Here is an 18,409-nt window from a genome sequence, read left to right on the forward strand (position 1 = left end):
CTAAGTGGCTAATTTAAGAAAAATGCTTCAAATACGGTTAGTATTGTATGACTGGTTTTCCATTTTCACAGCTGACTCCCTTTGCAGGTTTGTCATTCTGATTGGTGCAGGGAGGTGTACCTTGCAGTTGTCTTTTGGATGCAAGCAGACTTTCGTACTGACGACCTTTTCTATAAAACTCTTCTCCTCTGATGTTTTCATTGTAGAGTACAGCGATATATTTACAGTCTTGGCGGATATATCCTATTCTCCACACATTAGGATTAGTACAAGGATCATTTTTATGGAAATCCACAATCTCTGTAAAATATTTTGGCAATTCCACCTCTATTTCCTGCAGCGTCATATCTTTAGCATAATAAAGTTCGGCCTTATTATTTTTGCATCGTATTCCAATGGGCGGATAGCCTTCGATGTAATCGAGGTAAGGAATAGGGGGAGCATCCGGAGCATTATCAGCGCGTTTGCGGCGAACATGAAATTCTTCTACGAGTTTTTTATACCGTTCTTCAAAACTTGGGTGTACCGGAAGATATGTCGGCCCTAGCTTGTAGATAGTGGCGATCTTCCAGACGGATGGATCTCCGCAAGCTACACTTTGTGTCAATTGTACTATTTCCTGATACTTTTCATCTGCCAGGCGGTTTAATTCTTCATAACCGGGGTCTTTTTTACAGCCCGAAAATATAATTCCGGACAATAAAAGGAGAAGACTTAATATTCTTTTCATAGTCAATTTTTGGTATTGTTATAGATTAATGTTGCTTTGCCATTTTGACAGATAATACCGGAGGGCTTTTGATAAGCCATACAATTTATTGCAGGAGCGACCATTGGCGCATATATTTCCATAATCTGATTATGGTCATAGATCAGTTTTTCAAGCTTTGCTCTGTCGATACTTTTGTGGTATACGATATGGGATAATCCGCACTCTGTCCGGATATCGGTCATACTCCAGTCTGTCGGATCGGAACAGGGTATACTGTTTGTTAACTCATCCAGCTTTTTGTAAGAGTCTGTTGAAAGTTTTTTTAACTGTTCCTGGTTAAAATTTTTGTATGGATTTGGTATATCCGGAATACAGCAATCTTTTCTTTTACAACTGAAAAAAATCACGATTACCATAAAGAATAACGATATTGACAGTGTTCTTTGTTTCATAACCAAGTAGGGGTTTAGTGTATTAATGCAGATTACTTCGCTATTGATTAGTATTTAACAACAGGTTTGCCATTCTCACAAGTTACCCCTTTTGCCGGTTTGTCATTTACGGATGGACAATTCATAGATTTATCCAGAAGTGCTTTGTAATTATACAGGTGAGCATACTGTTCTATTTTCTTAGAAAATTCTCTAAACCTGTTGTTTTGTGAATAGGCTATGGATACAAATTCACAGTCTTTGCGTATTGTAGTTATAGACCATCCTGAAGCTGAACTACATGTATCCTCTTTAAAAAAGTCTCTGATTTCCGGGAAAAGTTTTTGTAGGCGATCATTGATCTCTGTTAAGTCAAAATCTTTGGCTGTCAGAACTTTTATCTTGCCATCTGCACAGCTTAATCCGAAGTGAGGCGGAAGGATGACCATTGACGTTCTGGCAGTATGGAGTACCGGACCTTTATAGATTCTACCGGCTCTTGTAAAGATTTCGTTCGCTTCTTGTACTAATTTTTTATAGTCCTGTTCAAAACTTGGGTGTACCGGAAAATAACCGTAGGTGTAGAGCGTATCTATTCGCCATTCATTCAGATTGCCACAGGAGCGATCTTTGGTAAGTTGTATGGCTTCCTGAACTTTGAGATCGGCTAGTCTGATTAGCTCTTCATAGGATTCTCCTTCTTTCTTACAGCCCATGAGTGTGAGAATAAAGGTAAAAAGTATCGAAATTGATACAGCTTGGGTTTTCATAAGAATAATAATATGGTTTTAAGATAGAGACGATGATTGCAACCCTTCTGCTACAGCAGTATTATTATTTAAATAAAAAAGCCCCTGATCAAAATAAGATCAGGGGCTTTTGCTGGCTTGAATAAGGAATTTTAAAAATTTCCCTGTTCTTTGTCCCACCACAAACGCGTACCTCCGTTGTCTGCTCCTCCAAGCAATTGTATTGCTTTTTGGACTTCACTACCGTTGGCATTATATTCATTCTGAGGAAAAGGTAATCTTCTGATCTGTACACTTGTACTGATCGTGCCTCCGCTGTTGTTGACTACAACCGGGAATAATTTTGGATAACCGGTTCTTCTGTATTCACTCCATGCTTCCTGTCCTTCAGGGAATATGGCTAACCATTTCTGTGTGATGATACGTTCCAGCTTTTGTTCATTGCTTGCCGCCTCATCCCATTTGATGGTGATTGCTGTCATAGGAGTAGCGTCATTTTCTGAGTTCTTAGGATCTAGATATTCGACAGGTATATTCGTGTTATTCTGAATGTAATTGCTCAATTGAGATGAGACATTCCATTGCTGGAAGGATAGGTCTATTCCTTTCTCATATAACGATTGTGCTGTTCCGCCGGCATTTGCCCATCCACGGAGTGCGGCTTCAGATCTAAGGAAATATATCTCGGCAGCTGTCATCAGCACTGGTGCTGTAGTTGCAGAAAAAGAAGGATTGCCATCTGTTGTATTCAACGAGGAGTACGATTTGTATTTATCTTTTTCTATTCCGTCTGCACCTGCCCTTATGCCTTTGTACTGTCCTGCAAATGCAGGATCAGTAGCTTTATCCATGTATTTGGAAATACGGGGATCCTGATAGCCCACCATAAATGATTCCAGAGATGCGTTGATACGTGTGTCATCCCAGTTTTTTGCAATAAAGAATAGTGGGTTGGAGAAGTTCGCATCTGTTGGAATATGGATTGTGAAATTCTCAGTATTCACTTCTATTACTCCGCCATTTGCAGGATTAAGAGCTTTCTCCGCTTGTTCACGCGCTAATTGCGGATTTGCTTTTACAATTCGCATGGCTAACCGCAAACGGAGAGAATTGGATAATTTGAGCCAGTTTCTGAAGCGGGCAGTATTGTCAGCTCCTTTATAAACTAGGTCTATATCATTAATTTTATCAGGAACAGGGCTTGCAGAAGGGTTTGCAATGTAGTCCTGCAGTATTTTTGCTGAGGCATCCAGATCTGCGAAAAAGCTGGTGTAGATATCTGCCTGGCTATCGTATGGAATATCTCCAATAATACCCGCTTTGCTGTAAGGAATCGGACCGTAAATATCGGTTACACGACTGGCTGCAGCAACTTTTACCACTAAAGCGGAACCCCAAAGTGCCGGATATGTTGTAGCCAGCTCATTCTTTTCGAGTTTGTTAAGGGAGTTCAGTACATTCACGTATAACACTTTGAAAGGTTCTCCGTTCCACCCGTTTACTAACGCATAGTTAAGATTGTTCTGACCGCTGTTGAATGGTGTCGGAGACATGAAGTATCCTGAAAATACATCTGCATTCAGATTTTGTTGTACCTGATAGGAGTTGGGATCGCCACCACCTGAAAAATTGTAGATGGCCATTTGTGCCTGACGAAAGAATAACACCAGATCCTGTCCATCAAGCTTGAGGTCTTCATCTGTCACTCCGATATTATTCGTGTTATATTCTTCAAAATTTTTGGTACAACCGCTCAGTACTCCGGTTGATAGCGAAAGGAATAATAAATAGCTTCCGTATTTTTTTATATTAATTTTTTGCATGATAGTCCAGATTAGAATGTCGCATTTAAAGTAAGTCCGTAGTTGCGTGTTGCAGGCATCATAAAGATATCTACGCCACTCAGTGTGTTGCCTGTAGACATGGTAACCTCCGGATCAAACGGTGCTTTTTTAGAAATATAGAACAGATTGCGTCCTACTGCTGAAACTTTTAATTTCTTAATAAAACCTTGTTTGATATTGAAGTCATAGCCCAAAGTCAATTCTCTCAATCGGACCACTGTACCGTCATAGATATAGTTACTGGTTACAGGGCCTATACCTCCGGTAGAAGTATACCATTTATTTGCATCGATGCTGGTAACAGGAACTCCGGCCGGAGTAACACCATTGATCGCTACACCTCCTGCTTCACGTGCGTCTCCGCTGACTTTGGACACACCGTGTCCGTCCAGTACAGCCTGCGTCACGGACATCACTTCGTAATCAAATTTGCCATCAATCAAAAAGCTAAGTGATAGGTTTTTGTAGCTGAAATTATTATTCCAGCCCATTTGCCAAAGTGGATTAGCATTTCCTAATTTGGTATAATTTGAATTCTTTTGAGGAATACCGTCGCTGACAATAATTCTTCCCTGATCATCTTTCTGGAAATCCTGTCCGTAGATGTCTCCGAATGAGCCGCCAACTTCGAATTTAGAAGCGTAATTATTACGGCTTTCTCCTGTAAGAGAGAAATCTTTGATTCTGTCATCCAGTTCAATAATCTTATTCTTATTGTAAGAATAGTTGATACTTGTAGTCCAGTTAAAATCTTCTGATTTAACAGCGTCCAGACTGATCAAGGCTTCTATACCCTGATTCTGAATATTTCCTGCATTGATTGCATATTGATTGTAGAATGATGCCTGGCTTGCTGCGATCTTGAAGAACTGATTTTTTGTGTTCGTTTTGTAATAGGTCACATCGATGCCCAGACGGTTATCCCACATTTTCCATTCCGTACCAATCTCTAAAGAGTTGGTCATTTCCGGTTTCAGTTCTCTCAGGAATGCAATATCATTTGGTGTAAGGACAGCATACGGGTCTAATCTGTTGGTGAGTAACGTTGTGTATGGCGGCAAGTCATTACCTACCTGCGCAAATGATCCGCGGATCTTCGCCATATTAATAAACGACGGTAAATTCAGTTTATCGTTCAGTACAATACCCAGACCGGCTGATGGATAGAAGAACGATTTATTGCCTGTAAACGCTAAAGTACTTGACCAGTCATTACGTGCTGTGAGGTCTAAGTATAACAAGTTGTCGTAGGATAGATTAGCACTTGCAAATACAGACTGTAACTGTCTTCTCATAGCAGAAAGTGTCGAAGGACGAGGGGTTGTTGAATTCTGAAGTGTGAAAACATTCGGGATTTTCAGACTTTCCTGTCCGCTGTTGTAATCAACACCTTCTGTTTTCCAATCGGTGATACTGGTTCCCAGCAAACCGGAGATCTTGAATTTGTCTGTCACATCAAAATTGACATTGGCAACCAAGTCTGCATATTGTTGTGTGATCGTTGTATTTGTATAATCGTATCTTCCGTTTGGTCTGGACAGGATGCTTTGTGTTCCTGCGTATACTTTTCGTTCATATACTTCACTCGTTCTGTCGAGGCTACCGCGAGCCTGAACAGATAACCAGGGAGTAGCTGTATATTTTGCACTACCATTCAGAAGGAGACGGTTTCGTACAGAAGAATTCTGATTACGGTTGACGATCCACCAAGGGTTTTGCTGCGTCGTCTCATTATCTGTTATAGAAAACCAGTTTTGGTCGTATAGATTTCTTGCCGGATTGAATTTTTCGAAATCTTTATAGGGTGAAATATCAATACTTCTCGGAAGAAGATACAGACCTACAATAGGGTTAAAGTAAAAACCGGTCTGCGGTGCGTTTTCTAATTTCTGGGTGATATAGTTTGCTCCTCCTTCTACTTTTAGTTTATCATTGAAGAAGTTTGCAGATTCCTTAAAGTTGAAGTTATGACGGGAAAGGTCATTATTAGGAGTGATTCCCTGTGCCTGTGTATTGGAGTACGAGAAGTACGTCTGATTCTTTTCGTTTCCTCCTGATAAGGTGATGGAATTGGTGAAGTTATTACCTGTTCTGAAGAACTTACCTACATTATCGTAGTTCTGTGCAGAGATTTCCTCTCCCCAGCTGGAAGACCCTGTGGTACTTGCTACTCCGTTGGAACCCTGGCCGTATTTATTCTGGAATTCAGGAGTATAAGCAGGTGTTTCCAGCGTTGCACTGGATGAAAAATTAACGACTGTACGGCCTTGTTTTCCGGACTTCGTTGTTACGAGGATTACACCATTTGCTGCCTGGCTACCATACAAAGCTGCGGCTGAAGCACCTTTCAGGATGGATATGTTTTCAATATCTTCCGGATTGATAAGAGCAATCGGATCTCCCGGATCGCGTTCCCCTCCGAAGACATTGCTCGGCTGTGTACCCAGTGTGCTGTTATTGATCGGCACTCCGTCAATAACATAAAGGACCTGATTATTGCCGGAGGCAGATTTGTTACCTCGCAGAACCACTTTGGCAGAACCTCCGGGTCCGGAAGAACTTGGAGCAATATTGACACCGGCAACCTTACCATTTAAGGTGTTGATCAGATTGGGGCTTTTTACGCGGTTCAATTCATCAGAATTAACCTGTTGTGTAGAATAGGTTAATGATTTTTGTGCACGGTTGATCCCCAGTGCGGTCACGACTACACTTTCCAGTTCCTGCATGCTAGGTGTCAGTACGATAGTTACCTGTGCTCCGTTTGCAGCAGCGGTTGCTGTTTTTGTTTCATAGCCCACAGAAGATACACTTAAGGTATTTGATGTGGAAGTCGTGGTGATGGTAAAGGTTCCGTTTTGGTCGGAGGAAGCGGCTTGTTCTGTGCCGACCAATTTGATAGTCGCTCCTGCAATTGGAGATTGATTCTGTCCGTCAAGGACAAGCCCTTTGATTTGCCGCGTCTGTGCAAATGCCTGGCTGCTGCCAAAGCTTAATAGCAGGACTATTAAAGTCGCTTTGAGCAGTTCGTGAAATTTGATAGTAGTAAGACCCATATATTGGTGATTTTAAGATAGTGTATTATCAAAAGATATAATTGTTTATTGTTTTTCTATTCAGCAAGCATCGAATATCACGTAGGATGTGTCTCGTGTGCAAAAAATTGTCGCGTCGCTCTTTTACAGAAAGCGGGATATAGCCAGTTACAGTTTTTTAAGGAAAAAGAACCACTAATTACGATATAATCAGATAACGGATAAAGTGACAATTACAGTTTATATTTTGTGTGTTAAAAGCTTTTAGCAACGCTGAAAAAGCGGATGCTAAAATAAGTACACTTTAACGACTTTTTTGTTTTATTATTGTCAGTTTTTGAGTGAATTTTTATTCGGGGATGTATTTTTAACCTTTCAGAATTTTTGTCAGAATCTTTGAATTGAAAAGTATCAGCGCAATGATAAGTAAGCCATATGCCCAGAATTTATGCGGATCGACCTGCTCTTTGAAATAGAATACGGCTAAGAAGAAAGCTATTATCGGGTTGATATAAAGCATGATGCCGACAGTCGACGACGATATTTTGTTGAGTGCAAACATGCTCAGATATAACGGAATAATCGTAAACAACAAGGCTATAATGAATGTTGTGTACCAGAATACGGGTGCTGTTGGCAGCGCATGATGATTGAATAATAATTTAGGTACAACGATAACCATACACAACAGCAACTGTATGGCCAGAATATTTAATTTGTCAAATCCTTGTACTACTCTTTGTATGATCAGGTAGAAAGCGTATAATCCACCTATTGCAATTGACCATAATACTTCAATCAAGGAGCCTGTTGCCAGCATGATGACACTGCATAACGCAAAGAATAGGGCTATTTTTTTGATCAGACTTAATTCTTCCTTGAGAATAAAATGGGCCGCTGCTGTAGTAATGAGAGGGCATAACATGTATGCAAATGCGGCAGCCTGTATGCTGATATGATTAATGCAGTATATATAGGTATACCAGTTGCCAAAGATGAACAAAGAAGCCAGAATGGTGAGCCAAACATATTTCCTTTTATCCTTTTGGATCAGTTCTTTATAATGATAAATGTCTTCCTTTAATTTTTTTCTCCGGAATATCAGGATGAATATCCAAAGGATAAGCATCGCTGTCAATATGCGAAAATACAGGATATCTTCGGCGGGCCATCCACGTATCCATCGAACAGGTATAGACATAAATCCCCATATAAAGGGGGCTAAAAAAGCCGCTAAGAAATACTTTCCGCGGCTTTCTGTAGTTTTTATTTCGTTATTCACTATGCTTTCCAGGCAATTACGGATATCTCTACATTTACATTTTTTGGTAACGTTGCTACTGCAACACATTCCCGGGCTGGCTGTGCATCTACAAAATACTGTGCATATATTTCATTGACAGTAGCAAAGTCACCCATATCTTTTAAAAAGATAGATGTTTTGACTACATCCTTAAAAGAATATCCTGCATGACTTAGAATAGCTTCCACATTTTTGAGTACCTGATGTGTTTCATCGCGGACACCTGATGTGATGAGTTCCATTGTCTCCGGAATCAAAGGAATCTGTCCGGATACATATAATGTTTTATCTGCTTTAATGGCTTGGTTGTAAGGTCCGATAGCTGCGGGAGCTTTTTCAGTGTTTAAAATAATTTTTTCTGACATGCGTTTAGCGTTTACTTAAAAAAGAAATGTTGGATAACCTTGAAAAGAATAGCCAGTACGAAGATCGTGATGGCTATAATATTGATATTTCGCATCAGTCTGATATTCGAATTGACAGGTTTTTCGCTGTCTTTTTTGTTAAAAGAATCCATTAAGCTAATTTACACACCTTCATTGACATTACCAATCCTTATCTTTATATCTCTCAAAATTCAGGCATCATGCATACAAAAACTGTAATTGTAAACGGGCGTATCTTTACAGGTACCGAAATATTATCTGACCGTATCATCGTATTGGAAAATGATAAGGTTTCTTCTATTATTCCTTCAGAGCAACTCCCGGCCGGAGCAAAGGTTATAGATGCAAAAGGAGGATTGGTGAGTGCGGGACTGATTGATCTTCAGATCTACGGTGCAGGTGACCAGCTGTTTTCCGCTGAGCTGACCAGTGATTCACTGGCTAAGATAGATGATACACTTCTGAAACAAGGCTGTACCTCCTACCTCTTGTGTCTGGCCACTAATACTATAGATGTATTCAAAACGGCTATTGCCATTGTAAATAAATATGAGCCACGGGTTGCGTTAGGTCTTCATCTGGAAGGCCCGTTCCTGAATGCAAAAAAAAGAGGAGCACACCCGGAAGAGCTGATTATAAAAGCCACAACGGAAGAGATTACGCATTTATTGAATGATGATCATAAGGCTTTGGTTAAAATGATGACTGTGGCTCCTGAATTGCTGAGTTCCGACTGCCTGTCTCTTTTGCTGGAGAGAGGTATTTTATTGAGTTCAGGACATAGCAATGCGACTTTTGAAGAGGCTACAGCAGGATTTGATAGAGGTATCCGGACGGCGACACATCTCTTCAATGCGATGTCAGCTTTCCATCATCGTGAAGCAGGGCTTCCCGGTGCTGTTTTCAATCATACCCGGGCCTGCGCAAGTATTATTCTGGATGGTATTCATGTGAATTATGAAGCGGCAAAAGTGGCTAAAAGACAAATGGGAGAGCGTTTATTTATGATTACGGATGCGGTTGCGAAATGTGATAAAGGAATCTATAAACATATACTGAATGTAGATCATTATGTATTGCCGGATGGCACATTGTCAGGTTCTGCACTAACGATGTTGCAGGCGGTGAAAAATGCTGTATTGCAAGTCGAAATCCCTCTGGAAGAAGCTTTACGGATGGCCACATTGTATCCTGCAAATCTTATCGGACGTACGGATCTGGGCAGGATCGAAGCTGGTGCAACAGCCAATATAATTGTGTTTGATGAATCATTTGTGCTTCAGCAGGTTGTTTTTGAGGGAGAGCTGATTGACATTAAAGGTTAGAAAACGGCAATAGCGGGGATTAATTTTTCGTTTAATCTTAAAAGTGTAGTTTTGTCGTTTATTTTACGATTTATGAATAAGCCGTTAGTTTACGTTATAGTATTGAGTTTTATTTTTGTTGGTTTGAGCGGATGTTCTTCCAAGAAAAGAATGAAAAATCAAGTGTTGGTAGCTCCTTCTGTTGTTGTACAGGTTGACTCTGTGAAGGCAGTTACCCCGCAAATAGAAAAACCACAAACCAAAGCGAAGGAAAAAGAAGAAGAGCTTAAGGTCGATTTGCCACAGGTACCACGTGAATTCAGGGCGGCCTGGGTCGCATCTGTTGCTAATATAAACTGGCCAAGTAAAAACAACCTCTCTACAGAGGAACAGAAGCAGGAAGCCATTTCCTTACTTGATTTTTTAAAATCAAATCGCTTTAATGCAGTTATCTTTCAGGTAAGACCTGCTGCAGATGCATTATATAAAAGTGATTATGAGCCCTGGTCTGTATTTCTGACAGGACAACAGGGGAAAGCTCCGTACCCTTACTATGATCCACTGGAATTCTGGGTCGAGGAAGCACACAAACGAGGTTTGGAGCTTCATGTCTGGCTAAACCCTTATCGTGCGCATCACAGTGCAAGTGGTTTGGTCACGGAAGCATCTATGGTAAAGCGGATGCCTGAATCTGTACTGAAATTGAAGCAGGGTTATTATTGGTTTGACCCTTCTAAAAAATCTACTCAGGATCATGCGTCACGTGTCGTTTTAGATATTGTAAAGCGTTATAATATCGATGGTGTGCACTTTGATGACTATTTCTATCCATATGCAGAATATAACGGAGGACAGGATTTTCCGGATACTGAAAGCTGGAATGCTTATGTCAAATCCGGTGGTAAACTTACCCGTGCTGACTGGAGAAGAAACAGCGTAAATACATTTATTGAACGGATCTATAAGGAAATCAAAGCCGAAAAAAATCATGTAAGATTTGGAATCAGTCCTTTTGGCATCTGGAAACCAGGGTATCCTGCCGGTATACAAGGGTCAAGTCAGTATGATCAGTTATATGCGGATGCTAAGCTATGGCTCAATAAAGGATGGATCGATTATTTCGCACCACAGTTATACTGGCCTATTGAGCCTGCTAAGCAGAGTTTTACGACTTTATTGAAATGGTGGCAGAGTGAAAATACATTAGGACGTCATGTGTGGCCTGGTGTTAATACAGTCGGAAGGCGATCTGCAGATTATTCCAATGAGATTGTCCGTCAGATAGAGGTGACGCGTAAGGAAATTCCAAACAGTATCGGCGCCATTCACTGGAGTATTGCTGGGCTAACTAAAAATGCTGCTATGACCAGAGCGATTGCGGACGGGCCCTATCGGACGGAGGCACTTGCTCCAAGAACACCCTGGCTAACTTCTTTCTATCTTTCAGCTCCTTTTGTAAGCGGCGATACGCATAAGCAGACTGTCTTTGTCAAATGGTCGCACCCGCGAAAAGAGCAGGTAAGCAAATGGTTGGTATATACTAATTACGGAGGAGAGTGGAAATATGAGATTGTAGTGCCTTCTGTGCTGAGTAAGGAGTTTGCGCGTGAGGAAAACGGGAAAAAATTAAAAATGGTCATTGTAAAAGCAATAGATCCGTTAGAGAATGAAGGAGAAATGGGTGTCTATAGGGTGAAGTAATATTTGCGTATTCTTGCGTCTTGTTACGTGAATGCATTATTTTTATTTATAAAAAAGGGTTTGATTTACTATTCAAACCCTTTTTTGTGTTTATTTTAAAATATTTTTCGAAATATCATGCATAATTATGCTATCTTCGGTAGAGATTATTAACCTTAGAAGAACCAAATTTTATAAACAAAAAGTAGACAGCTACCTCTCTGTTTTTTCAGAAATAGTGACCAGGTCATTAATCTGATCGGACTTAACCTAATAAAACTAACCTAATTTTAAATCATGAAAATAAAATTTCTCCTATTAATGCTGGGGGTTGTTTGGAATTGCGCTATACTCTTTGCGCAGCAACAGACAGTGTCCGGTAAAGTAACTGACGATGATGGAAAATCGTTACAGGGGGTTACTGTTATGGAAAAAGGCAAAAGTAACCAGGTAATTACTGATGGAAGCGGTAATTATAAGATCTCAGTGTCTCCCCGGGCTACTCTTGTGTATCGCTATGTCGGTATGAATACTATAGAGCAAGCTGTAGGTAATAAAACCAGCCTGAATGTGACCTTATCCAGCTCATCCTCATCAATCGATGAAGTCGTAGTGACAGCATATGGTATTGACAGAAGTAAAAAATCTTTAGGCTATTCAACTCCTGTAGTCAGTGGGGATGAAGTTTCAGAAACACAACGAGAGGCCTTTTTTAATGGTCTTCAGGGTCGTGTTCCGGGATTGTCTATCAATTCTACGAGTGGTGCGCCCGGAGCCTCAGCTCAGATTGTGCTTCGCGGATTTGTGTCTGTATCCGGCGATAACAGCGCATTGATCGTTGTTGATGGAGTTCCTGTAGATAATTCTACTCTTAATGAAACAGATTTAGCATCAGGTTCTGCAAACAGAGCATTAGATTATTCCAATCGTGGAATGGACCTGAATCCGGAAGATATTGAATCTTATACCATTATGAAAGGTCCGGAGGCAACGGCTTTATTTGGAAGTCAGGGAGCTTCCGGAGCGATATTAATCACTACAAAAAAAGCAAAAGCAGGCAGAACAGCTGTAACATACAACTTCTCAGGTCGTATGGAAACAGTCAATAAATTTCCTGAAGTGCAGAACATATACGCCAAAGGAACAAATGGACTATATGATGGTACTTCACCGTATTCATTAGGGCCTAAATATAAAGAAGGGGTTCAACTGTATGATAATATCAGAAGCTTCTTCAGAACAGGTTATAATCAGAAACATAATCTTTCTTTTGAAGGAGGAAATGAAGCATTTACATACAGATGGTCTAATGAATATAATGATAATACTGGTATTACACCTAACACACGATATACGCGTATTTCATCCAGACTTGCTGCCACGGCGAAGTTTGGAGAAAAGCTAAATATCAATACCTCTTTCAGTTACACGAATTCTGACAATGATAAGGCCAGAAAAGGTGCAGATGGATACATGGTTACTTTATTACGATTCAATCCTATGGCTGATGTACGTCAGTGGATAGATGAAAAAGGAAACCGTGTTCTGCATTCGGGAACTATATACAGCGAATTTGATAACCCTTTCTGGGATGTTTACAGAAATACCTCATTTGATAAAGTGAATCGTATGATGGCCAATTCCAATATTATGTACAGACCTTCGAAATGGTTATCTATAAATGGTATTTTGGGCTTAGATTATTCTTTTACACATGGAGAGAGTGTGTATCATAATCAATCCTATTTAGGCTCAGGCTCAGAAGGTGATCCTACCGGCGGGCAGATCAGCGTATATGACCGGACTTCAAGGATTCTGACAGGATCATTGACAGCAAGGTCAAGTCATAAGTTTGATGATTTTTCATTACAAGGTGTATTAGGAGCTTCTTTTAATGATTATGATTATGTCACCAATTCGCAGTATGGTAAAAAATTCTTTGATCAGGATTTTTACAGTATAAACAATACACTGCCTGAAACAAGATTATCCAAAAGTACCATTAATAATTACCGAAATGTCGGCTTTTTCGGACAGGCAGTACTTGGTTATAAAACCATATTATATCTGACATTGTCAGGCCGACTGGATGGCAGTTCGCGACTTATGCCTAATAACCCTTTCTTTGGTTACCCTTCCGGATCTATAGCTTTTAACTTCTCCGATATTAAAGGATTTCACGACATGTTCCCTTTTGTGGATGAAGGAAAGCTGAGATCTTCAGTGTCACTTACCGGAAAGGAACCTTGGCGTACGTATTATACTAAATCTTCTTTTGAAGGACAGTATTCTACCGGAGGAGGTTTTGCATACGGTGTTAATGGCGGTAATCTGGATCTGAAAGTAGAGCGTACAAGAGACTTTGAGACTGGAATCGAGTTCTCTTTGTTCAAGAAACGCGTTTCTTTTGATTTTACTTATTACACCCGTTTAAGTTCGGATCAGATTATTCTGCCGCGCCTCAGTTACGGAACCGGTTATATCCTGAAGATGCTGAATGGCGGCGAGGTTAAAAATCACGGGATAGAAATTCAGACTATGGTCAGACCTATTGAGAAGCGTGATTTCAACTGGGATGTTACGTTCAATTTTACTAAAAACAGAGGTAAAGTACTTTCGCTGGCCGAAGAATTACCCGAATTGTATGAATCTGATACCTGGGTGCTTTCAGGATTACGTACTTCAGTACATCCTGGATATAGTATAGGTGCACTGAGTGGTACCCGATTCAAGAGAAATGCGAACGGAGATGTGCTGATTAATACAGCTACAGGACTTCCTGTAACAGGAGATGGTGTTTATTATCCGATCGGTGACCGTATTCCTGATTTTACCTTGGGAACGATTAATAAGTTCAGATATAAGAGTATTTCATTATCCTTTCTTTGGGATCTGCGTGTAGGAGGTGATGTGTTTAATGGTTTGGAAAACCGGATGTTCAATCTGGGTGTTTCAGCGAAAACACTTAACCGCGAAGAACCTCGTGTTATTCAGGGTGTTCTGCAGGATGGTTTAGAGGAGTCTGCCAATCCGACTATTAATAATATTGCCGTCACTCCATTTTACAATTCTAACTATTACTTTACGAATGTCGAACCGTCCATGTTTATCGAGCGGGACATCTATACTTTCCGTTTACGAGATATCTCTCTGGCTTATGAATTACCCAAAAGCCTTACCAGCAGAATTGGTAAAAATACCAGTATGAGTGTATTCTTTACAGGAACGGATCTGTTGCTGTTTACAAACTATACCGGATTGGATCCGGAAAGTAACCTGAATACACCAGGTGTAGGCGGTATAGGTGGATATGGTATTGACTATGGTAATATGGCGAAGCCGAGGGGATTTAACTTAGGATTGCGGTTAAAATTATAATTTTATGAAAAGTACAAAAATATTACTGGTGGTACTCATAGTGGGTTTGCTGACCAGTTGTAAAAAATATCTGGACATTAATGATAACCCGTCATTTCCACAGGATGCAAAAGCTGAATTGCTTCTGGCACCGATTGTCTATCAGATGGCTAATGGTTATTCTCAGGATGCGCGTATTATAAACAAATTTACACAGGGTATAGTAGGGGGCAGTTCTGATTTTAACTCTCTGGTCTGGGAAAGACATGGCTATATTGGTGGCGTAAGTGACGTCGGTGGGGTCATGTGGCGGATGGTGTATTATAATCATGGACACAATCTGAGAGTAATGCTCGAAGATGCGATCAAAAATGAGAAATATGAGTATGCTGCAATTGGCTATGCGATCAAAGCATGGGGCTATCAGATGCTGACAGATTATCATGGTCCTGTAATTCTGGATGAAGCTTTACGCAATGATTTATTAAAATTCAAATATCAGGATCAGCCTGAAGTGTATGCTAAAGTGCGTCAGTGGTGTGATTCTTCACTGTATTATATGACACTGAAAAGTCCGCTTAATTATTCTGCCAATCTGAATTCTGCGTCAGGTGATAATCTGTACAGAGGGAATATGGATCGCTGGAAAAAATTTGTATATGGAATTCTGGCATTGCAATATAGCCACCTGGTTAATAAACCTGAATTTTCTTCCCAATATGCTGATTCTGTAATCCGTTATGTAGATCTTTCCTTTACTTCTGCAGCGGATGATGCCGGAGTGAAGTTTGGCGGGAAATCACCGGAAACATCAAATATTTTCGGAACGGATGGAGGATATCTTAATTCTACATATTACAGTAAAGCGGGTTTGCCGATTTTACGGTACTTAACCGGAGGTGTAAGAGGGGATTTTGAGGAGGCCGCAAAGACTTCTTTGGATCCGCGATTGTCAAGAATGTTGAACTTTAGACTTCCCGATAGTACATTCATCGGAGGGACGCCCAATATTTCTAATTCGACTGTTCCTTCTGTAGTAGGTGCCGGAGGTAAATTTATCTTTAAGAATACGGTAGATTTTCCATTAATGACGTATTCACAGCTACAGTTTGCCAAAGCGGAAGCTATGCTGATAAAAGGACAGCGGGACGGCGCATTTGCAGCCTATCGAAATGGAATAACGGCACACATGTCTTTTGTGAGTCGCTATGCTGTAGCGGAGGCTTCCGGAGAAAAAGACATTACAGCAACAGAAATCGGCATATATCTGGCAAGTACAGAGGTTGCACAAACTGCAGCTGAATTGACGATAGCTGACATTATGGGGCAAAAATATATTGCACAGTGGGGCTGGGGTTCACTGGAACAATGGTGCGACCTGAGAAAATACCATTATGATGCAACTGTTTTCAGACAGTATCAGCAAATAGATCCGTCTACATTGGTGTACAAGAAATATGGGTATCGTGTGCGCCCCCGTTACAATTCGGAATATGTATGGAATGCGGATGAGTTAGCTAAATGGGGTGGTTTAGAGCCTGATTATATCACAAAGGAGTTATGGTTTTCAAAATCTACGGATTGAAATTTTTGAAGTTATGAAATCAATAAAACTAATTATATGCGTGCTTGGTCTCGTATCCCTGTTCGGCTGCGAGAAGTCGGTCAAGGATTATGGAAATCTGGAGTTCATGACCAACGATGACGCTATTGTCAAGATCAATATGGCGAGTGTATATCCGGACGACAGATACATGTATGTCAAATTTAATGATCAGCGTGTAACGCCACTTATTCGTGCCCGTGAACCGTATCCGGGAGGAGGATGGAATACAAGAGGAGATTCACGAGCGGATTTTCTAAGGATCAAATCCGGCAATGTAAATGTCAAACTGGGTCTCCCGAAGAAGAAAGATGATGGTACGGATTCGTTAATTCTTTATGAAACGAATATTATGCTGACAGCGGGCAAACGTTATACCCTCCATTTGGCGGATACGGCAGCAAATACCAAATCCCTTTTGACAGAAGAAGATTTCTCCGTACCGGACTCCTTGTATGCACGCTACCGGTTTGTAAATCTGATGCCTAATGTGCCTGCAGTAGATCTGTATTATGGATTTTTCTCCACTACAGCTGCAGGGCAGGTTGCAACTCAGGATTCTCTGGTGGCGAGTAACATTAAGTTTATGGAGATGAGCGAATACTTTGTATTGAACAGAAGTGTCTCCAGAACCTGGAAGGTCAGACCTGCGGGGGCAGCAGTGACCAATGCTACTGTTATTGCGTTCTATGGTAATGCAGGTACGATTGTCAATCAGCGGACTTATACTGCATTTGCGTTAGGATATAACGGACAGACAAGTACTGCTATGAAGCCTTATCTTTCATTTTTTAACATACGATAAATGACTACGCTATGAAATCAAGTTTAAAATTTTTGTCATTGAGCGTTGAACATGCGTTGACGTTTGTTGTGACTTCTGTGTTTATCGTTTCAGCATTTACATCTTGTAAGCAAAGGGATGACTGGCCTGTATTTGAGAATAAGGAAGTGATAGTAGAGAAAGATACTATTCCTCCTGATAATCAAATCGGTGCTTTGACCCAAAGTATTATTACGAATACTGATATTATCAAAACTTTTCGTCTGGATTCGACTACAACTGTTGCAGAGGGGATCGTTCATACGCACATCCGTTACCTCAATAGACTGAATCTCCCTGTCAGTATGCATGTTCTGGAAATAGATTTATCCAAACCTAAGCTTGCTGTTCAGGCACTCGGTCCATTTAATGAGGTGCTTTATGCTACTCAGATTTTACCTGAAATGGCAAAGTATAATGAATCGGGATCAGGAGGAAAAATGATGGTCGCCATTAACGGAGATGCCGTATTGACTTCCGGAACAACGGTGAATGCACCATCGGGGTCGTATATACGCTATGGAAGGCAGATCAAAACGAATACCACTACTGCGACTGCTTTTACTATTCCGTATTTTGCTGTTACAAAGGCTGGAGTGCCGTTTATCGGAAACAGACCAAGTGCAACTTATCCTGCGGAAGCGGTGGATCTGAATACCATTTATCATTTAGTTTCCGGAACAAACTGGCTTGTTTTTAACAATAATCTGATAACATCTACGACTGCTACAGTATCTGCACGTACGGCAATAGGGATTAATGCGGATAAAAAAGTTATCTGCGTGGTGGTCGATGGAGGAGATGATGCCTTTTCAACAGGTATCACACTGAATGATTTGGGCGTAGTCATGAAAACTCTGGGATCAAGCAGAGCATTTTTTACAAATGGAGGGAATTTCTCTGCTATGGTAAAGAGGAAGGAAGATGCAAAAGGCCTGCGTTGGGATATGTTGAACAGACCGGTTAATAAAACCGGATCTGCCACAGCGAATGGAATAGGATTTGTGCTGCGGCCATAATAAGTTTAACGTTTATAGTATAAGCGGGCAGATATTCTGCCCGCTTTTTTTTGTTAAGAACGCTGTTATGTCCTTGTTTTTGCGTTTTATTGCAGACTTTGAGGTTGAATTTGAGGTTTAATTGTGTTATTTTGTCTCGAATTTAAATAAAAGAAGCAAAATA

The 18,409-nt window shown here is 40.6% G+C and carries 14 protein-coding genes; 6 read left to right on the forward strand and 8 right to left on the reverse strand.

What is annotated here, in order from left to right; all coding sequences use genetic code 11:
* Positions 1-37: 37 nt before the first annotated feature.
* The 8 genes from B4B65_RS05815 to B4B65_RS05850 form a co-directional block, all read right to left on the reverse strand.
* Positions 38-730, reverse strand: a complete 693-nt coding sequence (locus B4B65_RS05815; protein ID WP_201680894.1) for a hypothetical protein — start codon at positions 728-730, stop codon at positions 38-40.
* Between the two features lie 2 nt (positions 731-732).
* A complete protein-coding gene (locus tag B4B65_RS05820; protein WP_293914239.1) occupies positions 733-1,164 on the reverse strand; it encodes a hypothetical protein in 432 nt (143 codons plus the stop codon).
* A gap of 47 nt (positions 1,165-1,211) precedes the next feature.
* Positions 1,212-1,913 carry a hypothetical protein gene (locus B4B65_RS05825; RefSeq protein ID WP_293914241.1) on the reverse strand — a complete coding sequence of 234 codons (702 nt, stop codon included), beginning with the start codon at positions 1,911-1,913 and terminating at the stop codon, positions 1,212-1,214.
* Positions 1,914-2,044: 131 nt separating this feature from the next.
* Positions 2,045-3,715 (reverse strand): RagB/SusD family nutrient uptake outer membrane protein, encoded by a 1,671-nt coding sequence (locus tag B4B65_RS05830; RefSeq protein ID WP_293914243.1) that lies wholly within the window; start codon positions 3,713-3,715, stop codon positions 2,045-2,047.
* An 11-nt stretch (positions 3,716-3,726) separates the two neighbouring features.
* The gene (locus B4B65_RS05835) at positions 3,727-6,792 is read right to left on the reverse strand and encodes a SusC/RagA family TonB-linked outer membrane protein (RefSeq protein ID WP_293914245.1); all 3,066 of its coding nucleotides are present in this window, start codon (positions 6,790-6,792) and stop codon (positions 3,727-3,729) included.
* A 346-nt stretch (positions 6,793-7,138) separates the two neighbouring features.
* Positions 7,139-8,053, reverse strand: coding sequence for an EamA family transporter (locus tag B4B65_RS05840; protein ID WP_293914247.1), 915 nt, complete (start codon positions 8,051-8,053; stop codon positions 7,139-7,141).
* A complete protein-coding gene (locus B4B65_RS05845) occupies positions 8,053-8,439 on the reverse strand; it encodes a RidA family protein (protein WP_003000090.1) in 387 nt (128 codons plus the stop codon). The genes B4B65_RS05840 and B4B65_RS05845 overlap by 1 nt, the downstream gene beginning before the upstream one ends.
* A gap of 11 nt (positions 8,440-8,450) precedes the next feature.
* Positions 8,451-8,591 carry a DUF6728 family protein gene (locus B4B65_RS05850; protein ID WP_003000088.1) on the reverse strand — a complete coding sequence of 47 codons (141 nt, stop codon included), beginning with the start codon at positions 8,589-8,591 and terminating at the stop codon, positions 8,451-8,453.
* 69 nt (positions 8,592-8,660) lie between these two features.
* On the opposite strand from B4B65_RS05850, the gene nagA reads away from it, so the two are divergent.
* From nagA to B4B65_RS05880, 6 genes are all read left to right on the forward strand, one after another.
* Positions 8,661-9,785 carry an N-acetylglucosamine-6-phosphate deacetylase gene (gene nagA / locus B4B65_RS05855; RefSeq protein ID WP_293914252.1) on the forward strand — a complete coding sequence of 375 codons (1,125 nt, stop codon included), beginning with the start codon at positions 8,661-8,663 and terminating at the stop codon, positions 9,783-9,785.
* 150 nt (positions 9,786-9,935) lie between these two features.
* Positions 9,936-11,465: a glycoside hydrolase family 10 protein gene (locus tag B4B65_RS05860; protein ID WP_293914254.1), complete on the forward strand. Its 1,530-nt coding sequence runs from the start codon at positions 9,936-9,938 to the stop codon at positions 11,463-11,465.
* 276 nt (positions 11,466-11,741) lie between these two features.
* Positions 11,742-14,822 (forward strand): SusC/RagA family TonB-linked outer membrane protein, encoded by a 3,081-nt coding sequence (locus tag B4B65_RS05865; RefSeq protein WP_293914256.1) that lies wholly within the window; start codon positions 11,742-11,744, stop codon positions 14,820-14,822.
* A 4-nt stretch (positions 14,823-14,826) separates the two neighbouring features.
* Complete coding sequence (locus B4B65_RS05870) at positions 14,827-16,386, forward strand: SusD/RagB family nutrient-binding outer membrane lipoprotein (protein WP_293914258.1); 1,560 nt, start codon at positions 14,827-14,829, stop codon at positions 16,384-16,386.
* Between the two features lie 13 nt (positions 16,387-16,399).
* Positions 16,400-17,209: a DUF4397 domain-containing protein gene (locus tag B4B65_RS05875; protein ID WP_236582320.1), complete on the forward strand. Its 810-nt coding sequence runs from the start codon at positions 16,400-16,402 to the stop codon at positions 17,207-17,209.
* Positions 17,210-17,220: 11 nt separating this feature from the next.
* Complete coding sequence (locus B4B65_RS05880; protein WP_293914260.1) at positions 17,221-18,246, forward strand: phosphodiester glycosidase family protein; 1,026 nt, start codon at positions 17,221-17,223, stop codon at positions 18,244-18,246.
* Positions 18,247-18,409: the final 163 nt, after the last annotated feature.

Origin of the sequence: Sphingobacterium sp. UBA5789 (genome assembly GCF_002418355.1) — a bacterium.
Taxonomy (GTDB): Bacteria; Bacteroidota; Bacteroidia; order Sphingobacteriales; family Sphingobacteriaceae; genus Sphingobacterium.